The following is an 18684-nucleotide window of genomic DNA, read 5'->3' on the forward strand; positions in this document are numbered from 1 at the left end:
AATGTCTAATTCTTTAACAGCCGCCCCCTCTTTACTGACGCGTATGAGTAACGCTCTCACCCAAAGCAAAGACGACAATGACCGTCAATTTGTCACCGCGCTTGGCCGCGGGCTGATACTACTGGCCGCATTTGAGCAGCACGAGCAGCTGAGCCATCAGGAGATTTGTCAGATGACTCATCTACCAAAAGCCACGGTGACTCGCCTGATCCATACGCTTCTCACCCTTGGGTTTTTGCGCACGACAGAGCACGGACAGTATGAGCTAGGCAGTAGTGCCGTGCGCCTGAGTGCAACGGCATGGAGTCGTCACGATATGGTGGCGACCGCCGAGCCGCTGCTACGACAGTTTGCCAGTAGCAATGAAGTATCGGTGAATCTGGCCACCGAAGTCGAAGGGGAGATGCGCTATCACGCTTGCTGTCGTAGCCCTGCCCGCCTGTCTGTCAATCTACAAGTCGGCTCTGCCGTGCCTGTGGCTCGTACGGCGATTGGACGCGCGTTTTATGCCGTCAGCACCAAAGCTCGGCAAGCTGTCATCAAAGACAACCTACACGCGCATTTGTCTGACACAGACTATCAGCACGCACAAACGGCGCTGGATGCCGCTGTGGCACATTATGATGCGCACGGCTATACATTATCTGACGGAGAGTTTTCTACCGATATATTGGCGGTCGCGGTTGGGGTATTTGACGTCGCTACTGGGCGATACGCTTATTCACTAAATGCTAGCGTACCCAGAGCCAACTGGGATGCTGATGAGTATGCAAAGATGATCGTACCAAAACTACAAGCACTGGCGCTCAAGATCGGCCGCGGCGAGTGAGACGCAAAGGATTGGTTCACATGCGCACCCAAAAAAAGATACGCATTAAACTGCCAGTTAACTGCCAGTTATTAGCACTCTGTTACCCAATTAACACCCAGCAGTGATATCATAGGCGCATAATATAAGCGAGCAGTTTGAGCGCTTTATCTACATCTAATAGCGATGATAATAACAGAGTGGTTTTTTGTCGGCCATCTCTGTGAATTGTTATCGCTTTTTTTAATATCTATGTATCACTGTTGAGTGTCGTTATGCCCCAATCTCGTACCAATTTGAACCCAGAACCCAAGACCAGCTCACCTTATTTGATGGGCTTGCTGCTGCGCTATAGCACCTTTGGCGCTGCCATTTTGATTTTTTTGGCGGGGGTATTACTAGTCAACTGGTGGCTCATATTTTTTGGTGGTTTTGGCGTGGCACTTGGCGTTTATGATTTGATTCAGTCCAAGCACTCTATCTTGAGCAATTACCCTGTGGCAGGTCACGTTCGCTATGTGCTAGAGGATTTTCGTCCTGAGATTCGTCAGTATTTGTTAGAAGACGACAAAGAACAAGTGCCGTTTTCGCGTCAGCAGCGCGCCCTTGTGTATCAACGCGCCAAAAACGTCAGCGATACCAATGCTTTTGGTACTTTGGACAATCTATATACGCAAGGCAAAGAGTGGTTTTTGCAATCAGCGGTCAGCCAACCTTTAGAAAACAAAGACTTCCGTATCATCGTGGGCGGCGAGCGCTGTCAGCAGCCACACGATATGTCGGTATTTAATATCTCGGCGATGAGTTTTGGTAGCTTGTCTGCCAACGCCACCATGGCACTTAACCAAGGTGCCAAGATGGGCGGGTTTACCCATGATACTGGAGAAGGTGCCATCAGCCCTTATCACCGTAAGTTTGGCGGCGACTTGATTTGGGAGATTGGCACGGGGTATTTTGGCTGCCGTGATGACCATGGCAACTTTGACCCACAGTCTTTTGCCGAAAAAGCCGTCGATCCCCAAGTAAAAATGATCGAAATTAAACTCTCACAAGGTGCCAAGCCGGGTAAAGGCGGCGTCTTACCAAGCGAAAAAATCACCGCAGAGATAGCCCAAACCCGCCAAGTACCCATGGGTCAAGACTGCGTATCGCCTTCATCACATAGCGCGTTTAGCACGCCGCGTGAGCTGGTCGCATTTTGGCAGCAGCTGCGTGAGCTATCGGGCGGCAAGCCAGTTGGCTTTAAGCTCTGCGTGGGTCAGCCTTGGCAGTTTATGGCGATTGTCAAAGCCATGATCGAAACCGACAACTATCCTGATTTTATTGTCATCGATGGCGCAGAAGGCGGGACAGGTGCCGCACCTGTTGAGTTTATGGACAACGTCGGCATGCCCATGGTCGAAGGATTTTTGTTGGTGCATAATACCTTGGTCGGTGCAGGCATCCGTGACAAAATCAAGCTCGGTGTCAGTGGCAAGATCGTCTCAGGATTTGATATTGCCCGTATGATTGCCCTTGGTGCTGACTGGTGTAACTCTGCCCGTGGCTTTATGTTTGCGGTTGGCTGTATTCAGTCGCGCTCATGCCATACCAATACTTGCCCTGTCGGCGTGGCAACGCAAGACCCTTATCGTCAAAAAGCGCTGGATGTGCCGAGCAAAGCTGAGCGCGTGGCAAACTTCCATAAAAACACCCTCAAATCCCTAGCCAGTATCGTCGGCGCAGTGGGTCTGCAGCACCCAAGTCAATTGCAGCCGTATCATATCGCGCGCCGCCTCGATGATGGTCAAATCAAACTTCTCTCAAAGTTCTTTTACTTTGCTGACCAAGGCGCGTTGCTAGAACAAAGTGCGCGTGCCGATGTCTTTAATCAGATGTGGGTGATGGCCAATCCTGATAGCTTCTTGGCCAACAACGATGCCCTTATCGCTTATAACAAAGACTCGCGTGATAAAGGCAAAGAGACCAATGCGCCAACTGAAAAAACCACGGCTATCGCCGAGGACATCATCGATGGCGGCATGCTCATCGGTAATGTCAACAATACCTTTCGCGACTTACCGCCTGATCATGACTAGCCGCGTATCATCGCTGACCGGCGGTGTTCTGTACTCACAAATAAAGGCCGCCGACTGATGCCAAGCGCCACCTCACTCGCCACGCTAGCAAGCGTGGCCCTACTCGCGCTGAGCCTCAGCGCCTGCTCCCCTACGGCCACTGACGCTGCTAGCGACTCATCGCAGTGGGCCTGTCAGATACAGCAGGCGCCATTTGCTTATAGCGCCTGTGCGATTGAGGCGTCAGCGCTGGGTGATAAGCGGCAGGTGCTACAGTTATTTTGGCAACAGCCTGATAGTACGCAGCCTTTACTTAGCTTTGATGAGTTGTTGGCGGCGCTACCAGCCGGCCAGACTCTCAGCTTTGCCATGAATGCTGGCATGTATAATGAGCGCTTTGCCCCTATTGGCTATACTGTCATCGAAGGGGTAGAAAAGCGCGCTTTAAACCTAAAGTCAGGCGGTGGCAATTTTCATTTATTGCCCAATGGTGTACTGTGGTGGGAGCGTGACGGCAAGGTGCAGATCACAGAATCTCAAGCATTCAGCGAGCAGCTAAACGGCGGGCAAGTACAGCCATGGTATGCCACTCAATCAGGGCCGATGCTGGTGATTCATGATCAGATACACCCAAAGTTTAACCCCGAAAGCCAATCCGCTAAAATCAGAAACGGGGCTGGCGTTTGTCATGATGGTCGCATTCGGTTTGTCCATAGCGACGAGCCTGTGACCTTTTATCAATTTGCGACTTTATTTAAGGAATACTTGGGCTGCCCGAATGCCTTGTTTTTGGATGGCGGCGTGGCCTCGGCCCTATACGCGCCCAGCATCGATCGGCATGATAAAAAACAGATGGGCGTGATGATTGGACTGGTCGACAGCTCTGACTAGACCCTATTAGGGCGTGTCCTCAATTCAATCGCTAGCCATCTAAATAAGGACACGTCCTAAAATATAACCGCAAAAAAGCACCTAAATAATAAAAGTATTTAGGTGCTTTTTTATGTGACACGCCCATGACTGCGCTGGGCGTTAACATTTTATTGATCAAGCCGCCACTGGGAAAAGTCGATGCAAGCTTAGCTACCCAAACTCATTTTGGGGCCAAATGGCTCATAATGTACACTATCCACGCCATGATCGAGCGCCATGAGCCCATCGATCATACTCTCCATAAATGGCATTGAGCCACAGACATAAATGTCCGCAGGCTTAGGTAGGTTGGCAAGCCATGCAGCGTCCAATAGCTGTCCTGACTCAAAGTAAAAAACATGCCTCTCTACCGTTTCAGCTTTTGCTAGCAGTGCCTCGACCTTGTCTGCAAAGGCGTGATGGGCTTTGTTTTGACAGGCATATACCCAGATGATCGGCCGCTTTGGATTGGCCATAATCTGCGCCTCCAACATAGCCAGTACAGGCGTCACCCCTACGCCTGCGCTCATCAGTACCAGTGGCACCTCGTTTTGGGTCATCAGGTGTTGCTCCAGCACAAAGTCGCCAGCAGGGGCAGATAACAAAATCGTATCACCGACGTTTATGTGGTCATGCAGATGGTTTGAGACCAAGCCATGATGCGCGTTGCGATTGTCGCGTCTGACCGCAAACTTGATGCCCTCTTCGGTATTTGCTGAGTACAGAGAATAGTGACGCAAAGCGGTGTGATTGCTGTCTTTGGGGTCTGTGTTTACAGTGATGTATTGTCCAGCACTCAAACGCATTTTATGCAAATCAATCGCTTGATGGTTTGCCGTATGGCCGTCTTTATACTCGTTGCTGGGCACCGCGGTAAAGGCAGCAATATCCGTCGCCACCGCGGTCTTTTGTGTTACGGTAAATGGCGCAAAGCCTTGCCACAGCGCAGATTCATACATGCCTTGCTCGATTTGGATAAACACCGAAGCAATCTCATCATAAGCCTCTGTCCAAGCATGGATAATCTCATCTGTTGCCGCCTCACCCAGCACTTCTTTTATCGCGCCGATGAGATGCTTGCCAACGATAGGATAATGCTCAGGTAAAATCTGCAGAGCGCGATGCTTATGGCTGATTTGGGTGACTTGCGGCAGTAGCGTTGCCAGCTTGTCCAGATGCTTTGCTGCCGCCAGCACCGTCATCGCCAGCGCCGTCTGCTGACGCCCAAGCTTTTGATTGGTCTCATTAAAGATATCCAGCAGCTCAGGATGCTCAGCAAACATGTTTTTATAAAACACCGTGGTGATGGCGGTGCCGTGCTCTTCGAGTACAGGTACGGTGGCGGTGACGATTTCTAGGGTTTTTGGTGAAGCCATGATAACTCTCTTAGTGATTGCTATATAAAAAGGTTGCTACTGATAAATAAGTCATTTCATAAGTATTTATAAAGTGATTAAAGATTGCTTGACTTAAATTGCTTGACTTAAATAGTTAGCTGACACACTTTATAAGATTCATTTTAAATGAATGTTAACACATTTCATTACGTATACCAATGCGCTATCGCTATTCAGCCGTTTTTTAAGCAAAAAAAGCAGCCATGATGATATCAATGACTGCTTATGAAAAAACACTAATTCCAGCTATACTAATGATTTATAAAGACAAATATCAGCATTGAAAGCCGCTCACTATCTTGAAAAAACCATATATATCAACACCCTACTATAAAATTAACGCGCCATATAGTCGGTCATTTCTTCAACCCCATGCAGCGTCATCGGATACATTTTATGCTCAAATAGCTTTTTGATTTCACCGATGGTCTGAGTATATTGCCAGTACGCGGGGTTTTCTGGGTTGAGCCACGCCACTTTATCAAAGTGCTCAAGTACACGTTTTAGCCATACCACCCCCGCTTCGTTATTCATATACTCGACGCTACCGCCTACCGAAAACAGCTCATAGGGTGACATCGACGCATCGCCGACAAAGATGACGCGATACTCACGGCCATAGGTATTGAGCAGCTCAAAAGTCGGCATCGGGGCACTGTGCCGACGGTTATTGTCCTTCCAGACGTAGTCATACAGACAGTTATGAAAATAAAAAAACTCTAAGGTCTTAAATTCATTTTTTGCTGCCGAAAACAGTTTTTCTAGCGCCTCGACATGGACGTCCATACTACCGCCGACATCGAACAGCATCAATACTTTAACGCGATTGCGGCGTTCAGCTTGCATATGAATATCGAGCACGCCTTTTTTGGCCGTGCGCTTGATGGTCTCATGGATATCGAGCTCATCGGCGCTACCAGTACGGGCAAACTGGCGCAGGTTGCGTAGCGCCATCTGAATCTGGCGCGTGCCCAGCTGATTGTCATCATCGAGGTTACGATATTTGCGCTGCTCCCAGACTTTGACCGCACTGCGTTTACGCGACTCACCGCCGACGCGCACCCCTTCAGGATGATCACCATAAGCGCCAAACGGTGAGGTGCCGCCAGTACCGACCCATTTGCTTCCGCCCTGATGACGCTCTTTTTGCTCCTTTAGACGCTCCTCAAGCGCCTTCATCAACTCCTCAAGCGAGCCGTATTTTTTGAGCAAACGCCGCTGCGCTTCGGTCAAATTTTTGGGATCTAGCTTGAGATCGAGCCACTCTTTTGGGATATCTGTCAGCTTGTTCATCAGCTCATCGATATCTAAGCTGTCGATACCCTCAAAATAATCGGCCATGGCGCGGTCAAATTTATCAAAATGACGCTCATCTTTGACCATACAGAGGCGAATCAGTCGGTACATATCCTCGCGACTGGCAAAGGTAGACAGTGCTGGGTTTTCAGGATGTGGCTGCATCATCAGCCCCTGCTCGAGCGCAGCGTTTAGATCGAGCAGCTCGCGCGTGCTGACTGGCACGCCGTAAGTCCGCAGGGTGTAGAATAATTTGATAAACATAAAATACGCATCACTTATTGGCTGATAAGGTTTGATTGGCACCATCATGCTGACAGCGATATGACACCAGACAACGCTGTCAGTCGATACGCCTAACGACGCATCATGTTGGCAAAACGCTGCAACAAGCTCACATCCGCTTCGTTTTTGAGTAGCGCGCCGTATAGCGGCGGGATCGATTTTTCACCGCGCAAGTTTTCTTCTAGCTCTTGTTGTGCCATATCATCGGCAAGCAATAAGGTAAGCCAATCGACCAATTCCGACGTTGATGGTGGTTTTTTAAGGCCTTGGATATTGCGCAGCTTATAAAAGATATCCAGCGCATCATTGACCAGTTTTTCTTGGATATTGGGGAAATGCACCTCAATGATTTGACGCATGGTATGCTCATCAGGGAAGTCGATGTAGTGAAAAAAGCAGCGGCGCAAAAATGCATCGGGCAGCTCTTTTTCGTTGTTTGAGGTGATGATCACCACTGGGCGCTGCTCGGCGGTGATGGTCTCGCCTGTCTCATAAACATAAAACGACATTTTATCAAGCTCATGCAGCAAGTCATTGGGGAACTCGATATCGGCTTTGTCGATCTCATCAATCAATAGAACACTGCGCTCTTGACTGGTAAAAGCCTCCCAAAGCTTACCGGGTTTGATATAATTGCCAATCTCATACACCTTGTCGTCACCGAGCTGCGAGTCGCGCAAGCGTGACACCGCATCATACTCATACAGCCCTTGCTCAGCTTTGGTGGTTGACTTGATATGCCAAGTAATCAGCGGCATCCCCAAACTCTGCGCCACCTCTTCGGCCAGCAGTGTTTTACCAGTGCCAGGCTCACCTTTGATCAGTAGCGGTTTTTGTAGTGTCATCGCTGCATTGACTGCCAGTTGTAAATCATCGGTGGCGATATAGCTTTGCGTGCCGGTAAAGGTATGGTTGGTCTTGTCCATCTTGGTCGTCATAGTAAAGTCTCAGTTATCGTTATCAATAAAGCATTTTATAAAATAGCACTCACAAATTAGAGTAGCATAGGCTGATGGATTGCCAAAATACTCATGCGTTCGTCATCCTTCCGATCAGGGCTTCTTACGCCCTAAATATGGCGCATAATGATTAGCCATAAAAAAAAGACACACATGGTGTCTTTTTTACAGTCATTAAGTTTATAGTTATCGAGCTTATAGTTATCGAGCAAATTAAACCACGCCGCTATTGACGCCCAGCTTCTTACCCTTTGTCTATCGTATCGTTGGGATTGGCCTGTTTAGACAGTATGCCCTCATTTTTGGCACCGCGCTTTTTGAGATCCAGCGTTTTGTCAGTCTCAGTTACTGGTGCGTGATCATGAGCCTTCGCATGCTCAGTTACCTCAGCGTTTTCGGCCAGATAATTGCCTGCGGTCAGCTGCATGGTCGCCTGCGTATCGGCTGCGGTGCGGCTCCGTGCTTTGTCTAGGCTCGACTCAAAAGCACCGCGTATCAGCTGCCAGACAAACCCAACAAACAAGCCCACCACCAGCACCACCATAATGGGCAACATATTGGCAATGGCACCTGCGTAGTCTTTCATCATCACCGCATACACCACACTGATGCTAGCAGGGGCAATCTCACTAGGATCATCGAGCGCGGTACCGGGCGCGAGCAATACGGCAAACAATACCATCCAGCTCATACCGCCGAGTGGACGCGGCAACATGCGCGCCACCAGCAGCCATAATACCAGCACGATCACCGTTCCCCCAAGATAGGCATACATGGGCAGATCGGCGGGTGGGACATCTTTTACCAGCTGTCCCCACCAAATAGCAATCTCTCCTAAGATATCACTGATACTCTCAAGCGGTAAGCGATGCAATATGTTTTTTAACCAGTCCATGCGTGTTTTATTACCTGCGTTTATCACCAGTAGCGCCAGCAGCGTCTAGTGGTATTGGGTAAGTTTTGCCGTACTAGGGCGTGTCCTCAATATGACAAAATATATAATAGACATGTGCACTTAACAGAAGATCAGTTTATCACGACTTCCTAGGATGTGTCCTCAATCGACACGATAAAGGCAAAGACACGCGTCTGAGTCTTGCATGCCTTTAGCCTTAAGTGCCATTAGCTTTGAATGCCATCAGTCATAAATACTATCTTGTGCTTCGCGGGCGCGTAGCTCTGCTTGGCGGCGCATGACATCTTGCGGCGGCAATTGTACAAAGTACCCTTGTGCTTGGAGCTTTGCCAGCACCTCTTCTTTATCGACGCGAGCCAGCTTCGGGGTGGCGGCCAAATCCAGATGCATGACAAACTGACTGCGCCCTAGCCCCGCACGAAACTCCTTGGGCAATACCCCCAGCCAGTCTTTAATCTCATCAGTATCATCTGGATAATCAGGACGCGCAATGTAGATGTACATATCATCATGTTTGGGAAATTTATAAATATCGCAATGCATAAAAACAACCTATCAGAATCTATCGCCATAGGTTAGCATATTTCGGGCAAACATCAGTAGTCGCTTTACGTTCTGCTATGGTAAACCGGCTAAAAACTGACGACGCACTCAAGAGGACAAACACCGATATAGCGCTGTCATCATGCCTTACTACTGACAATCGCTGCGGCAAAAAAGACTTTTTGCCAAAATTATCGACTTTAATGGCGCAGATGACTTGTAAAAGGGCGGTGAACCTTTCATAATAAAAGCGTTTTTCAGGAGAGAGTCTGCAGGCATACCTATCTACTATCAGGTCATTGAAATAAAAGACCGGCAACGATACGTATCCGCCCATCATGGTAATGTCCTATTGAGCATTATCCACAGACCACCGAAGGCGCATCTACCCTGCCAATCGCTCAGGTAAAAGGACTGAAAAACACATGTCATGATTGTTTTGCGGCGACACCTAACGCGTGGCCTACAAACATAAGGCATAACAAATCTGGAGAGCGGTAAGGACGGACGACGCCTTACCCACCGAAGGGGAGAAAATGCGACAGCATCGCGATGGCAAGAGTAAAGCAAAGGCTTTAGAGACCACGACGATGTGCCGTATTGAAAATCTCAGGTGACAGGACAGATAGGGCTTTTGCTTAAACCGACGTTTGGCGTCTGTTTGGCTGATTGCTCTATTTTTTGTACCACCCTTGGTTGCGATACTTGCGCCCTGCAAGATTGCTACTCACTATGATAATGCACCTCTGCCCTGCTACTTTGATAAGTTACGACTGATTATCAAATGCGGCTGATGCTCCATAAGGATTTGTTATGACCGATACTCACAATACCAGCACTCCAAACACAAACACCGCAGCCCCCAAACGCACGCCCCTTTATCAGTCTCACGTCGATAGCGATGGCAAGCTGGTGGATTTTTCTGGTTGGGAGCTGCCCATCCATTATGGCTCACAAATCGAAGAGCACGAAGCGGTACGTACCGATGCCGGTATGTTTGACGTATCGCACATGGTCGTCGCCGATATCAAAGGCGTAGATGCCAAAGCATGGCTACAAAAGCTACTGGCCAATGATGTCGCCAAACTAAAAACCGTCGGCAAAGCGCTGTATTCAGGCATGCTCAATGAGCAAGGCGGCATCATCGACGACCTAATCGTCTACCTAATGAATGAAGACGCGACCGAATATCGCATCGTCTCAAACGCGGCCACCCGTGATAAAGACATGGCACAGTTTCACAAAGTCGCAGCAGGTTTTGACATCAGCATCACCGAGCGCCCAGAGCTGGCCATGATTGCCGTACAAGGCCCCAATGCGGTCGAAAAACTTACACAAGCAAAACCAGGCTGGGCTGATGTGTTAGCAGGCCTAAAGCCTTTTGTCGGCGCTGATTTGACCGATATCGAAGGCGCAGATTGGTTTGTCGCTCGTACCGGTTATACAGGCGAGGATGGCGTCGAGGTCATCATGCATGGTGATGATGCGCCAGCATTCTTTGAGCAATTAAAAGCTAATGGCGTTAAACCTGCTGGCCTTGGCGCGCGTGATACCTTGCGTATGGAAGCGGGCATGAACCTTTACGGTCACGACATGGACGAAGAAACCAGCCCGTATGAGTGCAACATGGGCTGGACGCTGGCGCTAAAAGATGAGCGCGACTTTATCGGTCGTGATGCCTTAGTCAGTAAGCGTCAACAAGCAAAAGATGACAACACCGCCATGAAACAAGTCGGCTTACTACTGACCACCCGCGGCGTCTTGCGTGAGGGCATGACCGTGACCATCAACCAAGGCACAGACAATGAGCAAACCGGTATCATCACCAGCGGTACCTTCTCCCCTAGCCTAAAAAACTCGATCGCAATTGCACGCGTGCCTGCCAGTTTATCAGATGAAGATAGCGTACAGGTCGACCTGCGCGGCAAAGGCAAGTTCGTCGATGTGCGCGTCGTAAAACTCCCTTTTGTCCGTAACGGCAAACAGCAGTTTGACTGATATCGCTGATAAATTTTATCATTAACGTCCATTATTTTATTCACCATCCTCACTTAGGAGAGACCCCATGAGCAACATCCCAGCAGAACTAAAATACATCGCCAGTCACGAGTGGCTGCGTTTAGAAGAAGACGGTACGATCACTGTTGGTATCACTGACCATGCTCAAGACCTACTCGGCGACGTGGTATTTGTCGAATTGCCAGACGTAGGCGACATCCTCGCCGTCGACGACGAAATCTCTGTGGTCGAGTCTGTAAAAGCAGCCTCTGACGTCTATGCGCCTATCTCAGGTGAAGTGGTTGCGATCAACGAAGCACTAGAAGATGATCCAGAAATCATCAACTCTGACCCGTACGGTGAAGGCTGGTTCTTTAAAATCAAACCGGACAACATCGCCGATTACGAAGCATTGATGACTGCTGAAGAGTACGAAAACGAGCTGTAATCTACTCAGATTTATATCTTTCTACTCAGTCTTTGTTTAAATTTATATAAGCAACACGGCGGATACTGGCGGCAGCTGGTATCTGTTTATCCTACTGTTAGACCGTTTTTAAGCCGCTTTGAAAAACACAGCGGCAAAAACACGACTGCTAAACAATCTGATAGGTTCTGATTGGTAATAATCTGATTTATCGCGACGATTTACTTGTTAGATGCGGACGCGATTCGCAATTATAGCCCCAGCCCCGCTTTGATGATGCGCAAGTGGGTCACTCAATCCTCAGCATGGACTCTCTTATGACCCCTGACAATGACAAAAAAACCAGCATTGCCACACTCGATCGCACAGCGACGCTACAGGCGTTTTGTGACGTCGTAGAGTCTCGTCGTTCGGTGCGTCGTTTCACTGACACACCGATACCAGATGCCGTACTGGCAGACTGTCTGCGTCTGGCCATGCTGGCACCCAACTCAAGCAATCTGCAGCCGTGGGAGTTTTATGTCATCGATGATGCAGACACACGCAAACGTGCGATAAAAAACTGCATGAACCAAAACGCGGCAAAAACCTCAGCGCGTCTCATTGCAGTGGTGGCGCGTACTGACGTATGGCAAGACCACGCCCAGCAGATATTGCGTGAATACCCTGATAAACCTGTCCCAAAAAAGGTAAAAGACTACTACAACAAAATCGTCACTTTAGACTTTTTGCGTGGCCCTGCCAACATCGTCTCTGTAGCCAAATGGGGTGCAACTCAGGTCGCAAGACGCCTCAAAGGGCCAATTAAGTCGCCTTACTATACCTTTGAAGACACCAAAAACTGGGCCACCAACAATACCGCTCTTGCCGCCCAAAATCTGATGCTAGCTTTACGTGCACATGGCTTTGACAGCTGTCCAATGGGCGGCTTTGATGAACCTGCGATGAAGCGACTATTAGGTTTAAGCGACGACCACCATATCGTCATGATGATTGGCGCAGGCGAGCGCGCTGACAATGGTATTTACAACACCCAGTTTCGCTTTGATCAAGCTCAATTTGTTCATTACGTCTAAACCCGTCATTAGTTATTAATATTAGCTATTAATATCCGTTATTTTAGCCATCTCCTTTACCACTCCCTTAACCAAGGAATGTCATGACTATCTCTCAAAACCCAACGTTTGATACCTTCCAAGGATTATTTAACGAAGCTGAATTTGTCTATCGTCATTTAGGCTCAAACGATGCCAAACAAGCTGACTTGCTCAGCGCCGTTGGTTATCAAGATATGGCAAGCTTTATCAACGACACCGTGCCTGAGCCTGTGCGCTTGCACAAAGCGCTTGATCTACCAGTCGCGATGAGTGAGCATGCTGCACTTGCCAAGCTACGCACCATGGCAGACGACATTACGGTAAACAAAAGCTACATCGGTCAAGGCTACTCGCCAGTACGTATGCCTGCAGTCATTCAGCGTAACGTGCTAGAAAACCCAGGCTGGTACACCGCTTATACGCCTTATCAAGCAGAAATCGCTCAAGGTCGCCTAGAAGCATTGCTTAACTTCCAGCAAGTATGTATCGACTTGACAGGGTTAGAGATGGCAGGCGCGTCATTACTTGATGAAGCGACGGCCGCAGCAGAAGCGATGGCGATGTCAAAGCGCGTGAGCAAAAGCAAATCAAACCAGTTTTTTGTGGATGAGCGCATCTATCCGCAGACCCTAGATGTCATCAACACTCGTGCCAAGTACTTTGGTTGGGAGGTCATCGTCGGTGATTTTGAAACCGCCAAATCAGGCGACTACTTTGGCGCGATTTTCCAATACGTCGGTGTTGAAGGCGATGTAAAAGACTTAACCGACGTCATCGCCGCGGTCAAGAAAAACAAAACCTACGTCAGCGTCGTCAGCGACATCATGAGCTTGGTGTTGTTAAAGTCACCAGCCGATATGGGTGCAGATGTGGCACTTGGTAGCACCCAGCGCTTTGGTATTCCAATGGGCTTTGGTGGTCCACACGCCGCCTATTTTGCTTTCTCTGACAAAGCCAAGCGCTCAGCACCTGGCCGTATCATTGGTGTGTCAAAAGACTCGCAAGGCAATACCGCGCTACGTATGGCACTGCAGACACGTGAGCAGCACATCCGCCGCGAAAAAGCCAACTCAAACATCTGTACCTCACAAGTATTACTCGCCAACCTCGCGGGCATGTACGCGGTTTATCATGGTCCAGGCGGCGTCAAACGTATCGCCACTCGCATCCATGCGTTTGCAACTGCCTTTGCTGATGTGATCAAATCCGCGGCTGACAGCAAGCTAACCGTAGTGCATGAGCAGTTCTTTGACACCGTGGTCATCGATTGCGGCTCAGAAAATCTGGCCACCCAAATCTTTGAAAACGCAGAAAACATCGGCTACAACTTATGGCGTCTAGGTACGACCAAGCTGAGCGTGGCCTTTAGTGAAACCAGCGACGCGCAAGACTTTAAGGCGCTAACGCAGTTGTTTGTCAGTAAAGCGCATGACTTGCCAGCAGAAGCTCGCGTGTCACTCGATAGCGCGCACTTGCGTACCGATGACATCCTGACCCATCCGGTGTTTAACTCGCACCACACCGAGCACGAAATGCTGCGCTACCTAAAGTCGCTAGAAGACAAAGATTTGGCGATGAACCGCAGTATGATTTCACTTGGCAGCTGTACCATGAAGCTAAACGCCACCAGTGAGATGCTACCGATTACTTGGCCTGAATTTGCCAACGTGCACCCCTTTGCACCGCGCAGCCAAGTCACCGGCTATATCGCCATGATCGATAGCTTACAAGATCAGCTAAAAGCCATCACCGGCTTTGACGATGTATCGATGCAACCAAACTCAGGCGCTTCTGGTGAATACGCAGGCCTACTTGCCATTCGCCGCTATCATGAATCATTGGGCGAAACAGAGCGTAATGTGTGTCTGATCCCGCAGTCGGCACACGGCACCAACCCTGCAACGGCCATGATGATGGGTATGAAAGTCGTCGTCGTCAAAACTGACGAAAACGGTAACGTAGACATTGAGGACTTGACGGCAAAATGTGAAGAGCATAGCGCAAGCCTAGGCGCGTTGATGATTACTTATCCATCGACGCACGGGGTGTTTGAAGAAGGCATCCGCCATATCTGTGACTTGATTCATAAGCATGGCGGTCAGGTCTATATGGATGGCGCCAACATGAACGCACAGGTCGGCATGATGCAGCCTGCTGATGTCGGTGCTGACGTACTACATATGAACCTGCACAAAACTTTCTGTATCCCGCATGGCGGCGGCGGTCCTGGCATGGGCCCTATCGGCATGAAGGCGCACTTAGCCCCCTTTATGGCCAACCATACGCTAAGCCCTGTACACAACGCACAAAAAGACTGCTCAGCGGTATCGGCAGCGCCTTATGGCTCAGCGAGTATCTTACCCATCTCTTGGATGTATATCACCATGATGGGCCGCGATGGTCTGCTAAAAGCCACGGAGCTTGCGCTCTTAAACGCCAACTATGTCGCCACTCAGCTACAAGACCACTACCCTGTTCTGTATACGGGCAAAAACGGCCGCGTTGCGCACGAGTGTATCATCGATATTCGCCCATTGAAGGAAGAAACTGGCATCACTGAGAGCGATATCGCCAAGCGTTTGATGGATTATGGCTTCCATTCACCAACGATGAGTTTCCCAGTTGCGGGTACGTTGATGATTGAGCCAACTGAGTCTGAGTCTGTCGAGGAACTGGACCGCTTCATCAGTGCACTTAAATCTATCAAAGCTGAGGCTATGAAGGCCAAAGCTGGCGAAGATGGTTGGACATTAGAAGACAATCCATTGGTCAATGCGCCGCACACTGCCGCGATGATTACCAGTGAAGAATGGACGCATCCATATAGCCGTGATACCGCTGCATTCCCACTGCCGTACATCCGCGCTCATAAGTTCTGGCCAAGTGTGGCACGTGTCGATGACGCCTATGGCGATAAAAACCTTATGTGCTCTTGCCCAAGCATCGAAAACTATATGTAGTTTGCAAACAACTATAAACAGTTGATATAAAAACAAACCTCCAAGTCAGTAGCTGATTTGGAGGTTTTTATTTGGCTTGAGATATTTAGCGCTATACTATTCATATCATCAAGTTGTTAACCGTACGTTTTTAATAGATATCATTTTTAATGGAAGTCAGCATGCCACAAAAAAACCGAGTTATTCTCATCCATGGTCTGCACCAAACCGCTTGGATTATGCGACCATTGGCCAAACGCTTACAAGTAGCAGGATTTGATACTTATCAATTTGGCTATCGCAGTATGCGTGATGGCATCAAAACTCATAGTGCCCGATTAAATGACTGGCTAGAAAACCATCATTATCCTGACGAGCCAATCGATTTGGTCGGTCATAGTTTGGGTGGTTTGATTATTCGTGATTTTGTCGCTGAATATCCACAATGGCAAATTGGGCGTTGCATAACGCTCGGGACACCGCATTTAGGTAGTGTTTGTGCAGATTATATTTGGCGCCTAACCCCAGCTGTGGTGGGACGCTCTTACATCGATGCACTAGATGGAACCGTCGCACCGTTACCGGAGCATATTACCTTAGGCGTGATTGCCGGTAATCGTCCTTATGGCTTAGGGCAGTTATTTTTGCAGTATCATAATCGCAAACTTCGGCAGGCAGATAACATACCATCAGCAGAATATCTGCTACACGATGGCACGGTATATATAGAAGAAACTAAAATAGAGGCCGCAACTGACCACATCGTCCTTCCCGTCTCGCACACAGGGATGCTGGTCGACAAAGCGGTCGCCGAGCAGACCCAATATTTTTTACGACATGGACAGTTTAAACGCTAAAAATGCTCGACATTAAAAACACTAAGCCTAACCAAACCTCATAGATGAGATTATCTTAAGCTTTTATACCCATACCCTGCTGTAGCTCGGTTTTATGCCCTTTAATCACCGGTATCAAGGTTTGCATCACCCACTCATTGCGCCAGCCTTTTAAGCCTTCTGGCAGCTCGGTAAGGTCTTTATCAAAGGCAATGATTTCATAGAGCTGCGCCAGCCATTTTTTGCGCATCAAGACATTGGCAGGCACACCGATTTTTTCTGCGTGCGTATCGATCGCTTGCTGCACCGCTTTTGATAGGACTTTGTTTTTAGAGCGATATGGCGGTAGCAAGCAGGCAGGATGCTCAGCAGGATGCAGGTTTTTGGCTTCCTTAATTACCTTGAGCAGCTCTTCACCATAGAGCCGTAGCATACTGCGGTGCATGGTGGTTTTGTGCGCAAGCTCGCGCATGCTGCTGGGCTTTTCGGTAATGATTTCACGCACCGCTTGTTTTTTTATCACAAAGGTACGCGGCTGATTGGTCGCCCGCGCCAGCTCCTCGCGCCATGTCGCCACCGCCTGTAGTATCGCCATTTGCTCAGAGGTATAACGATAATCCGCCATCGTTAGATACATCTCATCGTCGGCCACATGCTGCGCGTCATACAAGTCACTGGCATAAAGCTGACAATCCTCCCATACATAGTCAAAGAGACCTTGCTTTTTTAGCTCGTATTCAAGACTTAGATAAAGCGCGGGCAAAAACCGTACGTCATCAATCGCATACTGCTCTTGCTCATCTGATAGCGGACGCTGCAGCCAGTCAGACTGGCTTTGTTCTTTATCGATATGCATGTCTAACTGGTCATCAAGCGCTTGCTGATAACCCATTTGTAATTGACCCGTCAAATATGACAGCGCAATTTGCGTATCAAAGATATTGGTGAGAGGCGGACAGCCAGACAACAGATAAAAAATACCCAAATCTTCGCCGCAGGCATGCCAAATCGCCACATCCACTTTCATCAGCGCTTGCCAAAACTCGTCCAATTGTAGTCGCGGTGCGTCTAATAGATAGATATGATCGCCTGTGTTGAGCTGCACCAAAGCCAAACGCGGATAGTAGGTATCACGCTTGATAAACTCGGTATCTAACGCCACGCGCCCGCACGTCGCCAATGCCTCTATCACTTCAGCCAAACCCTCTTGCTCACGTACCCATGTCACATCGGCGTCTTCAGCGATGTCTAATAAAGCATCGATGTCAGGCTCAGGCGGCAGATCTACTGACCCTGCGCCGGTATTGACTGGCATCGCCGGCTCGTCAGCGGTAGCCGCAGGCTTTGAATGATTGGATGGAGTAACAGCGGTTGAGATATGGTTGGACACGGGCAGATACCTGCATAGATAAGAGAGAATAAAACGCCAAGTGCGTTTTACGATAGTGAAAAGTAAGCACAATAATAAAACTTGCCAGCCTGTAATTATAACAACTTCATACCCTAAAATGGGCACAAGCCGCGTTCTGTCTCACAAAAAAAGCCTGAATGGCACCGCAGTGACAAAAAAACTATAAAAACGAGCGGTTTTGCATGGCTTGCCCGAGGGTCATACTATCGAGGTACTCAAGCTCGCCGCCCATCGGTACGCCTTGCGCCAAACGGGTGATTTTACTGACATGACGGTTGACCGCCTCACTGATAAAGTGCGCGGTGGTCTGGCCTTCGACCGTGGTACCCGTCGCCAGTATCAGCTCTGCCACTGGCTCCTGCTTGACCCGCCACACCAGCTGATCGATGTTTAAATCATCAGCACTGATGCCGTCTAGTGGTGACAGATGGCCACCTAAGACAAAATAACGACCACGGTAACCTGCCGTTTGCTCTATCGCCATCACATCGGCGGCGGTTTCGACCACGCATAACAGCCCATCATCACGCCTCGGATCTTGGCATAATGGACAAATCGCCTCATCACTGAAGCTATGGCAGCGCTGGCACTCAACGATATCTCGCATTGCTTCATCCAGGGCTTGCGCGAGCGCCATGCCTTGCGGGCGTTTTTTGGTCAGCAAATGGAGCGCCATACGTTGGGCGCTTTTTTGTCCCACGCCTGGCAAGATACGCAGCTGTTTGACCAGCTGATCGAATTTGGCTGTCAGCAAAGTGTCTTCCTTTTTTAACTTCATGTATAAATCGTAGCTATAAAAATGG

General features: G+C 49.1%; 15 protein-coding genes and 2 riboswitches. Of the genes, 8 read left to right on the forward strand and 7 right to left on the reverse strand.

Annotation, left to right across the window (positions count from 1 at the left end; all coding sequences use genetic code 11):
- The first annotated feature begins 1 nt into the window (after position 1).
- The 3 genes from J3491_RS02280 to J3491_RS02290 all read left to right on the forward strand — a co-directional run bounded on the left by J3491_RS02280 (position 2) and on the right by J3491_RS02290 (position 3756).
- Positions 2-829 (forward strand): IclR family transcriptional regulator, encoded by an 828-nt coding sequence (locus J3491_RS02280; protein ID WP_207969073.1) that lies wholly within the window; start codon positions 2-4, stop codon positions 827-829.
- Between the two features lie 254 nt (positions 830-1083).
- Positions 1084-2886: an FMN-binding glutamate synthase family protein gene (locus tag J3491_RS02285; protein ID WP_207969074.1), complete on the forward strand. Its 1803-nt coding sequence runs from the start codon at positions 1084-1086 to the stop codon at positions 2884-2886.
- A 57-nt stretch (positions 2887-2943) separates the two neighbouring features.
- Positions 2944-3756, forward strand: coding sequence for a phosphodiester glycosidase family protein (locus tag J3491_RS02290; RefSeq protein ID WP_207969075.1), 813 nt, complete (start codon positions 2944-2946; stop codon positions 3754-3756).
- A gap of 188 nt (positions 3757-3944) precedes the next feature.
- On the opposite strand, the gene J3491_RS02295 is transcribed toward J3491_RS02290, so the two are convergent.
- The 5 genes from J3491_RS02295 to J3491_RS02315 form a co-directional block, all read right to left on the reverse strand.
- Positions 3945-5153, reverse strand: coding sequence for a globin domain-containing protein (locus tag J3491_RS02295; protein WP_207969076.1), 1209 nt, complete (start codon positions 5151-5153; stop codon positions 3945-3947).
- Positions 5154-5510: 357 nt separating this feature from the next.
- Complete coding sequence (locus J3491_RS02300; RefSeq protein WP_207969077.1) at positions 5511-6734, reverse strand: vWA domain-containing protein; 1224 nt, start codon at positions 6732-6734, stop codon at positions 5511-5513.
- A gap of 92 nt (positions 6735-6826) precedes the next feature.
- A complete protein-coding gene (locus J3491_RS02305) occupies positions 6827-7681 on the reverse strand; it encodes an AAA family ATPase (protein ID WP_207969121.1) in 855 nt (284 codons plus the stop codon).
- 277 nt (positions 7682-7958) lie between these two features.
- Entirely contained in the window at positions 7959-8609 is a 651-nt protein-coding gene (locus tag J3491_RS02310) for a hypothetical protein (RefSeq protein ID WP_075101108.1), read from the reverse strand.
- Between the two features lie 243 nt (positions 8610-8852).
- Positions 8853-9173, reverse strand: a complete 321-nt coding sequence (locus tag J3491_RS02315) for a YcgL domain-containing protein (protein ID WP_075101107.1) — start codon at positions 9171-9173, stop codon at positions 8853-8855.
- A gap of 248 nt (positions 9174-9421) precedes the next feature.
- Positions 9422-9600, forward strand: a riboswitch (glycine riboswitch).
- 50 nt (positions 9601-9650) lie between these two features.
- Positions 9651-9808, forward strand: a riboswitch (glycine riboswitch).
- Between the two features lie 178 nt (positions 9809-9986).
- Between J3491_RS02315 and gcvT the strand changes: the two genes are divergently transcribed.
- The 5 genes from gcvT to J3491_RS02340 all read left to right on the forward strand — a co-directional run bounded on the left by gcvT (position 9987) and on the right by J3491_RS02340 (position 16491).
- Positions 9987-11171 (forward strand): glycine cleavage system aminomethyltransferase GcvT, encoded by a 1185-nt coding sequence (gcvT, locus tag J3491_RS02320; RefSeq protein ID WP_100749237.1) that lies wholly within the window; start codon positions 9987-9989, stop codon positions 11169-11171.
- 67 nt (positions 11172-11238) lie between these two features.
- Positions 11239-11619, forward strand: a complete 381-nt coding sequence (gcvH, locus tag J3491_RS02325) for a glycine cleavage system protein GcvH (protein WP_075101105.1) — start codon at positions 11239-11241, stop codon at positions 11617-11619.
- Between the two features lie 296 nt (positions 11620-11915).
- Positions 11916-12674, forward strand: a complete 759-nt coding sequence (locus tag J3491_RS02330; RefSeq protein ID WP_100749236.1) for a nitroreductase family protein — start codon at positions 11916-11918, stop codon at positions 12672-12674.
- An 83-nt stretch (positions 12675-12757) separates the two neighbouring features.
- Complete coding sequence (gcvP, locus tag J3491_RS02335; protein ID WP_207969078.1) at positions 12758-15655, forward strand: aminomethyl-transferring glycine dehydrogenase; 2898 nt, start codon at positions 12758-12760, stop codon at positions 15653-15655.
- A 161-nt stretch (positions 15656-15816) separates the two neighbouring features.
- A complete protein-coding gene (locus J3491_RS02340) occupies positions 15817-16491 on the forward strand; it encodes an esterase/lipase family protein (RefSeq protein WP_207969079.1) in 675 nt (224 codons plus the stop codon).
- A 55-nt stretch (positions 16492-16546) separates the two neighbouring features.
- Here the strand turns inward: J3491_RS02340 and J3491_RS02345 are convergent, their stop codons facing one another.
- Positions 16547-17860: a ribonuclease D gene (locus J3491_RS02345; RefSeq protein WP_341534369.1), complete on the reverse strand. Its 1314-nt coding sequence runs from the start codon at positions 17858-17860 to the stop codon at positions 16547-16549.
- Between the two features lie 181 nt (positions 17861-18041).
- Positions 18042-18635, reverse strand: coding sequence for a recombination mediator RecR (recR, locus tag J3491_RS02350; protein ID WP_075101236.1), 594 nt, complete (start codon positions 18633-18635; stop codon positions 18042-18044).
- Between the last annotated feature and the right edge of the window lie 49 nt (positions 18636-18684).

The sequence above is a fragment of the Psychrobacter halodurans genome (assembly GCF_017498075.1).
Classification (GTDB): Bacteria; Pseudomonadota; Gammaproteobacteria; order Pseudomonadales; family Moraxellaceae; genus Psychrobacter; species Psychrobacter celer.

Excerpts from the sequence above, each read along its gene's own strand:
- J3491_RS02280 (WP_207969073.1), top strand. The coding sequence starts at position 2 with ATGTCTAATTCTTTAACAGCCGCCCCCTCTTTACTGACGCGTATGAGT.
- J3491_RS02285 (WP_207969074.1), top strand. The coding sequence starts at position 1,084 with ATGCCCCAATCTCGTACCAATTTGAACCCAGAACCCAAGACCAGCTCA.
- J3491_RS02290 (WP_207969075.1), top strand. The coding sequence starts at position 2,944 with ATGCCAAGCGCCACCTCACTCGCCACGCTAGCAAGCGTGGCCCTACTC.
- J3491_RS02295 (WP_207969076.1), bottom strand. The coding sequence starts at position 5,153 with ATGGCTTCACCAAAAACCCTAGAAATCGTCACCGCCACCGTACCTGTA.
- J3491_RS02300 (WP_207969077.1), bottom strand. The coding sequence starts at position 6,734 with ATGTTTATCAAATTATTCTACACCCTGCGGACTTACGGCGTGCCAGTC.
- J3491_RS02305 (WP_207969121.1), bottom strand. The coding sequence starts at position 7,681 with ATGGACAAGACCAACCATACCTTTACCGGCACGCAAAGCTATATCGCC.
- J3491_RS02310 (WP_075101108.1), bottom strand. The coding sequence starts at position 8,609 with ATGGACTGGTTAAAAAACATATTGCATCGCTTACCGCTTGAGAGTATC.
- J3491_RS02315 (WP_075101107.1), bottom strand. The coding sequence starts at position 9,173 with ATGCATTGCGATATTTATAAATTTCCCAAACATGATGATATGTACATC.
- gcvT (WP_100749237.1), top strand. The coding sequence starts at position 9,987 with ATGACCGATACTCACAATACCAGCACTCCAAACACAAACACCGCAGCC.
- gcvH (WP_075101105.1), top strand. The coding sequence starts at position 11,239 with ATGAGCAACATCCCAGCAGAACTAAAATACATCGCCAGTCACGAGTGG.
- J3491_RS02330 (WP_100749236.1), top strand. The coding sequence starts at position 11,916 with ATGACCCCTGACAATGACAAAAAAACCAGCATTGCCACACTCGATCGC.
- gcvP (WP_207969078.1), top strand. The coding sequence starts at position 12,758 with ATGACTATCTCTCAAAACCCAACGTTTGATACCTTCCAAGGATTATTT.
- J3491_RS02340 (WP_207969079.1), top strand. The coding sequence starts at position 15,817 with ATGCCACAAAAAAACCGAGTTATTCTCATCCATGGTCTGCACCAAACC.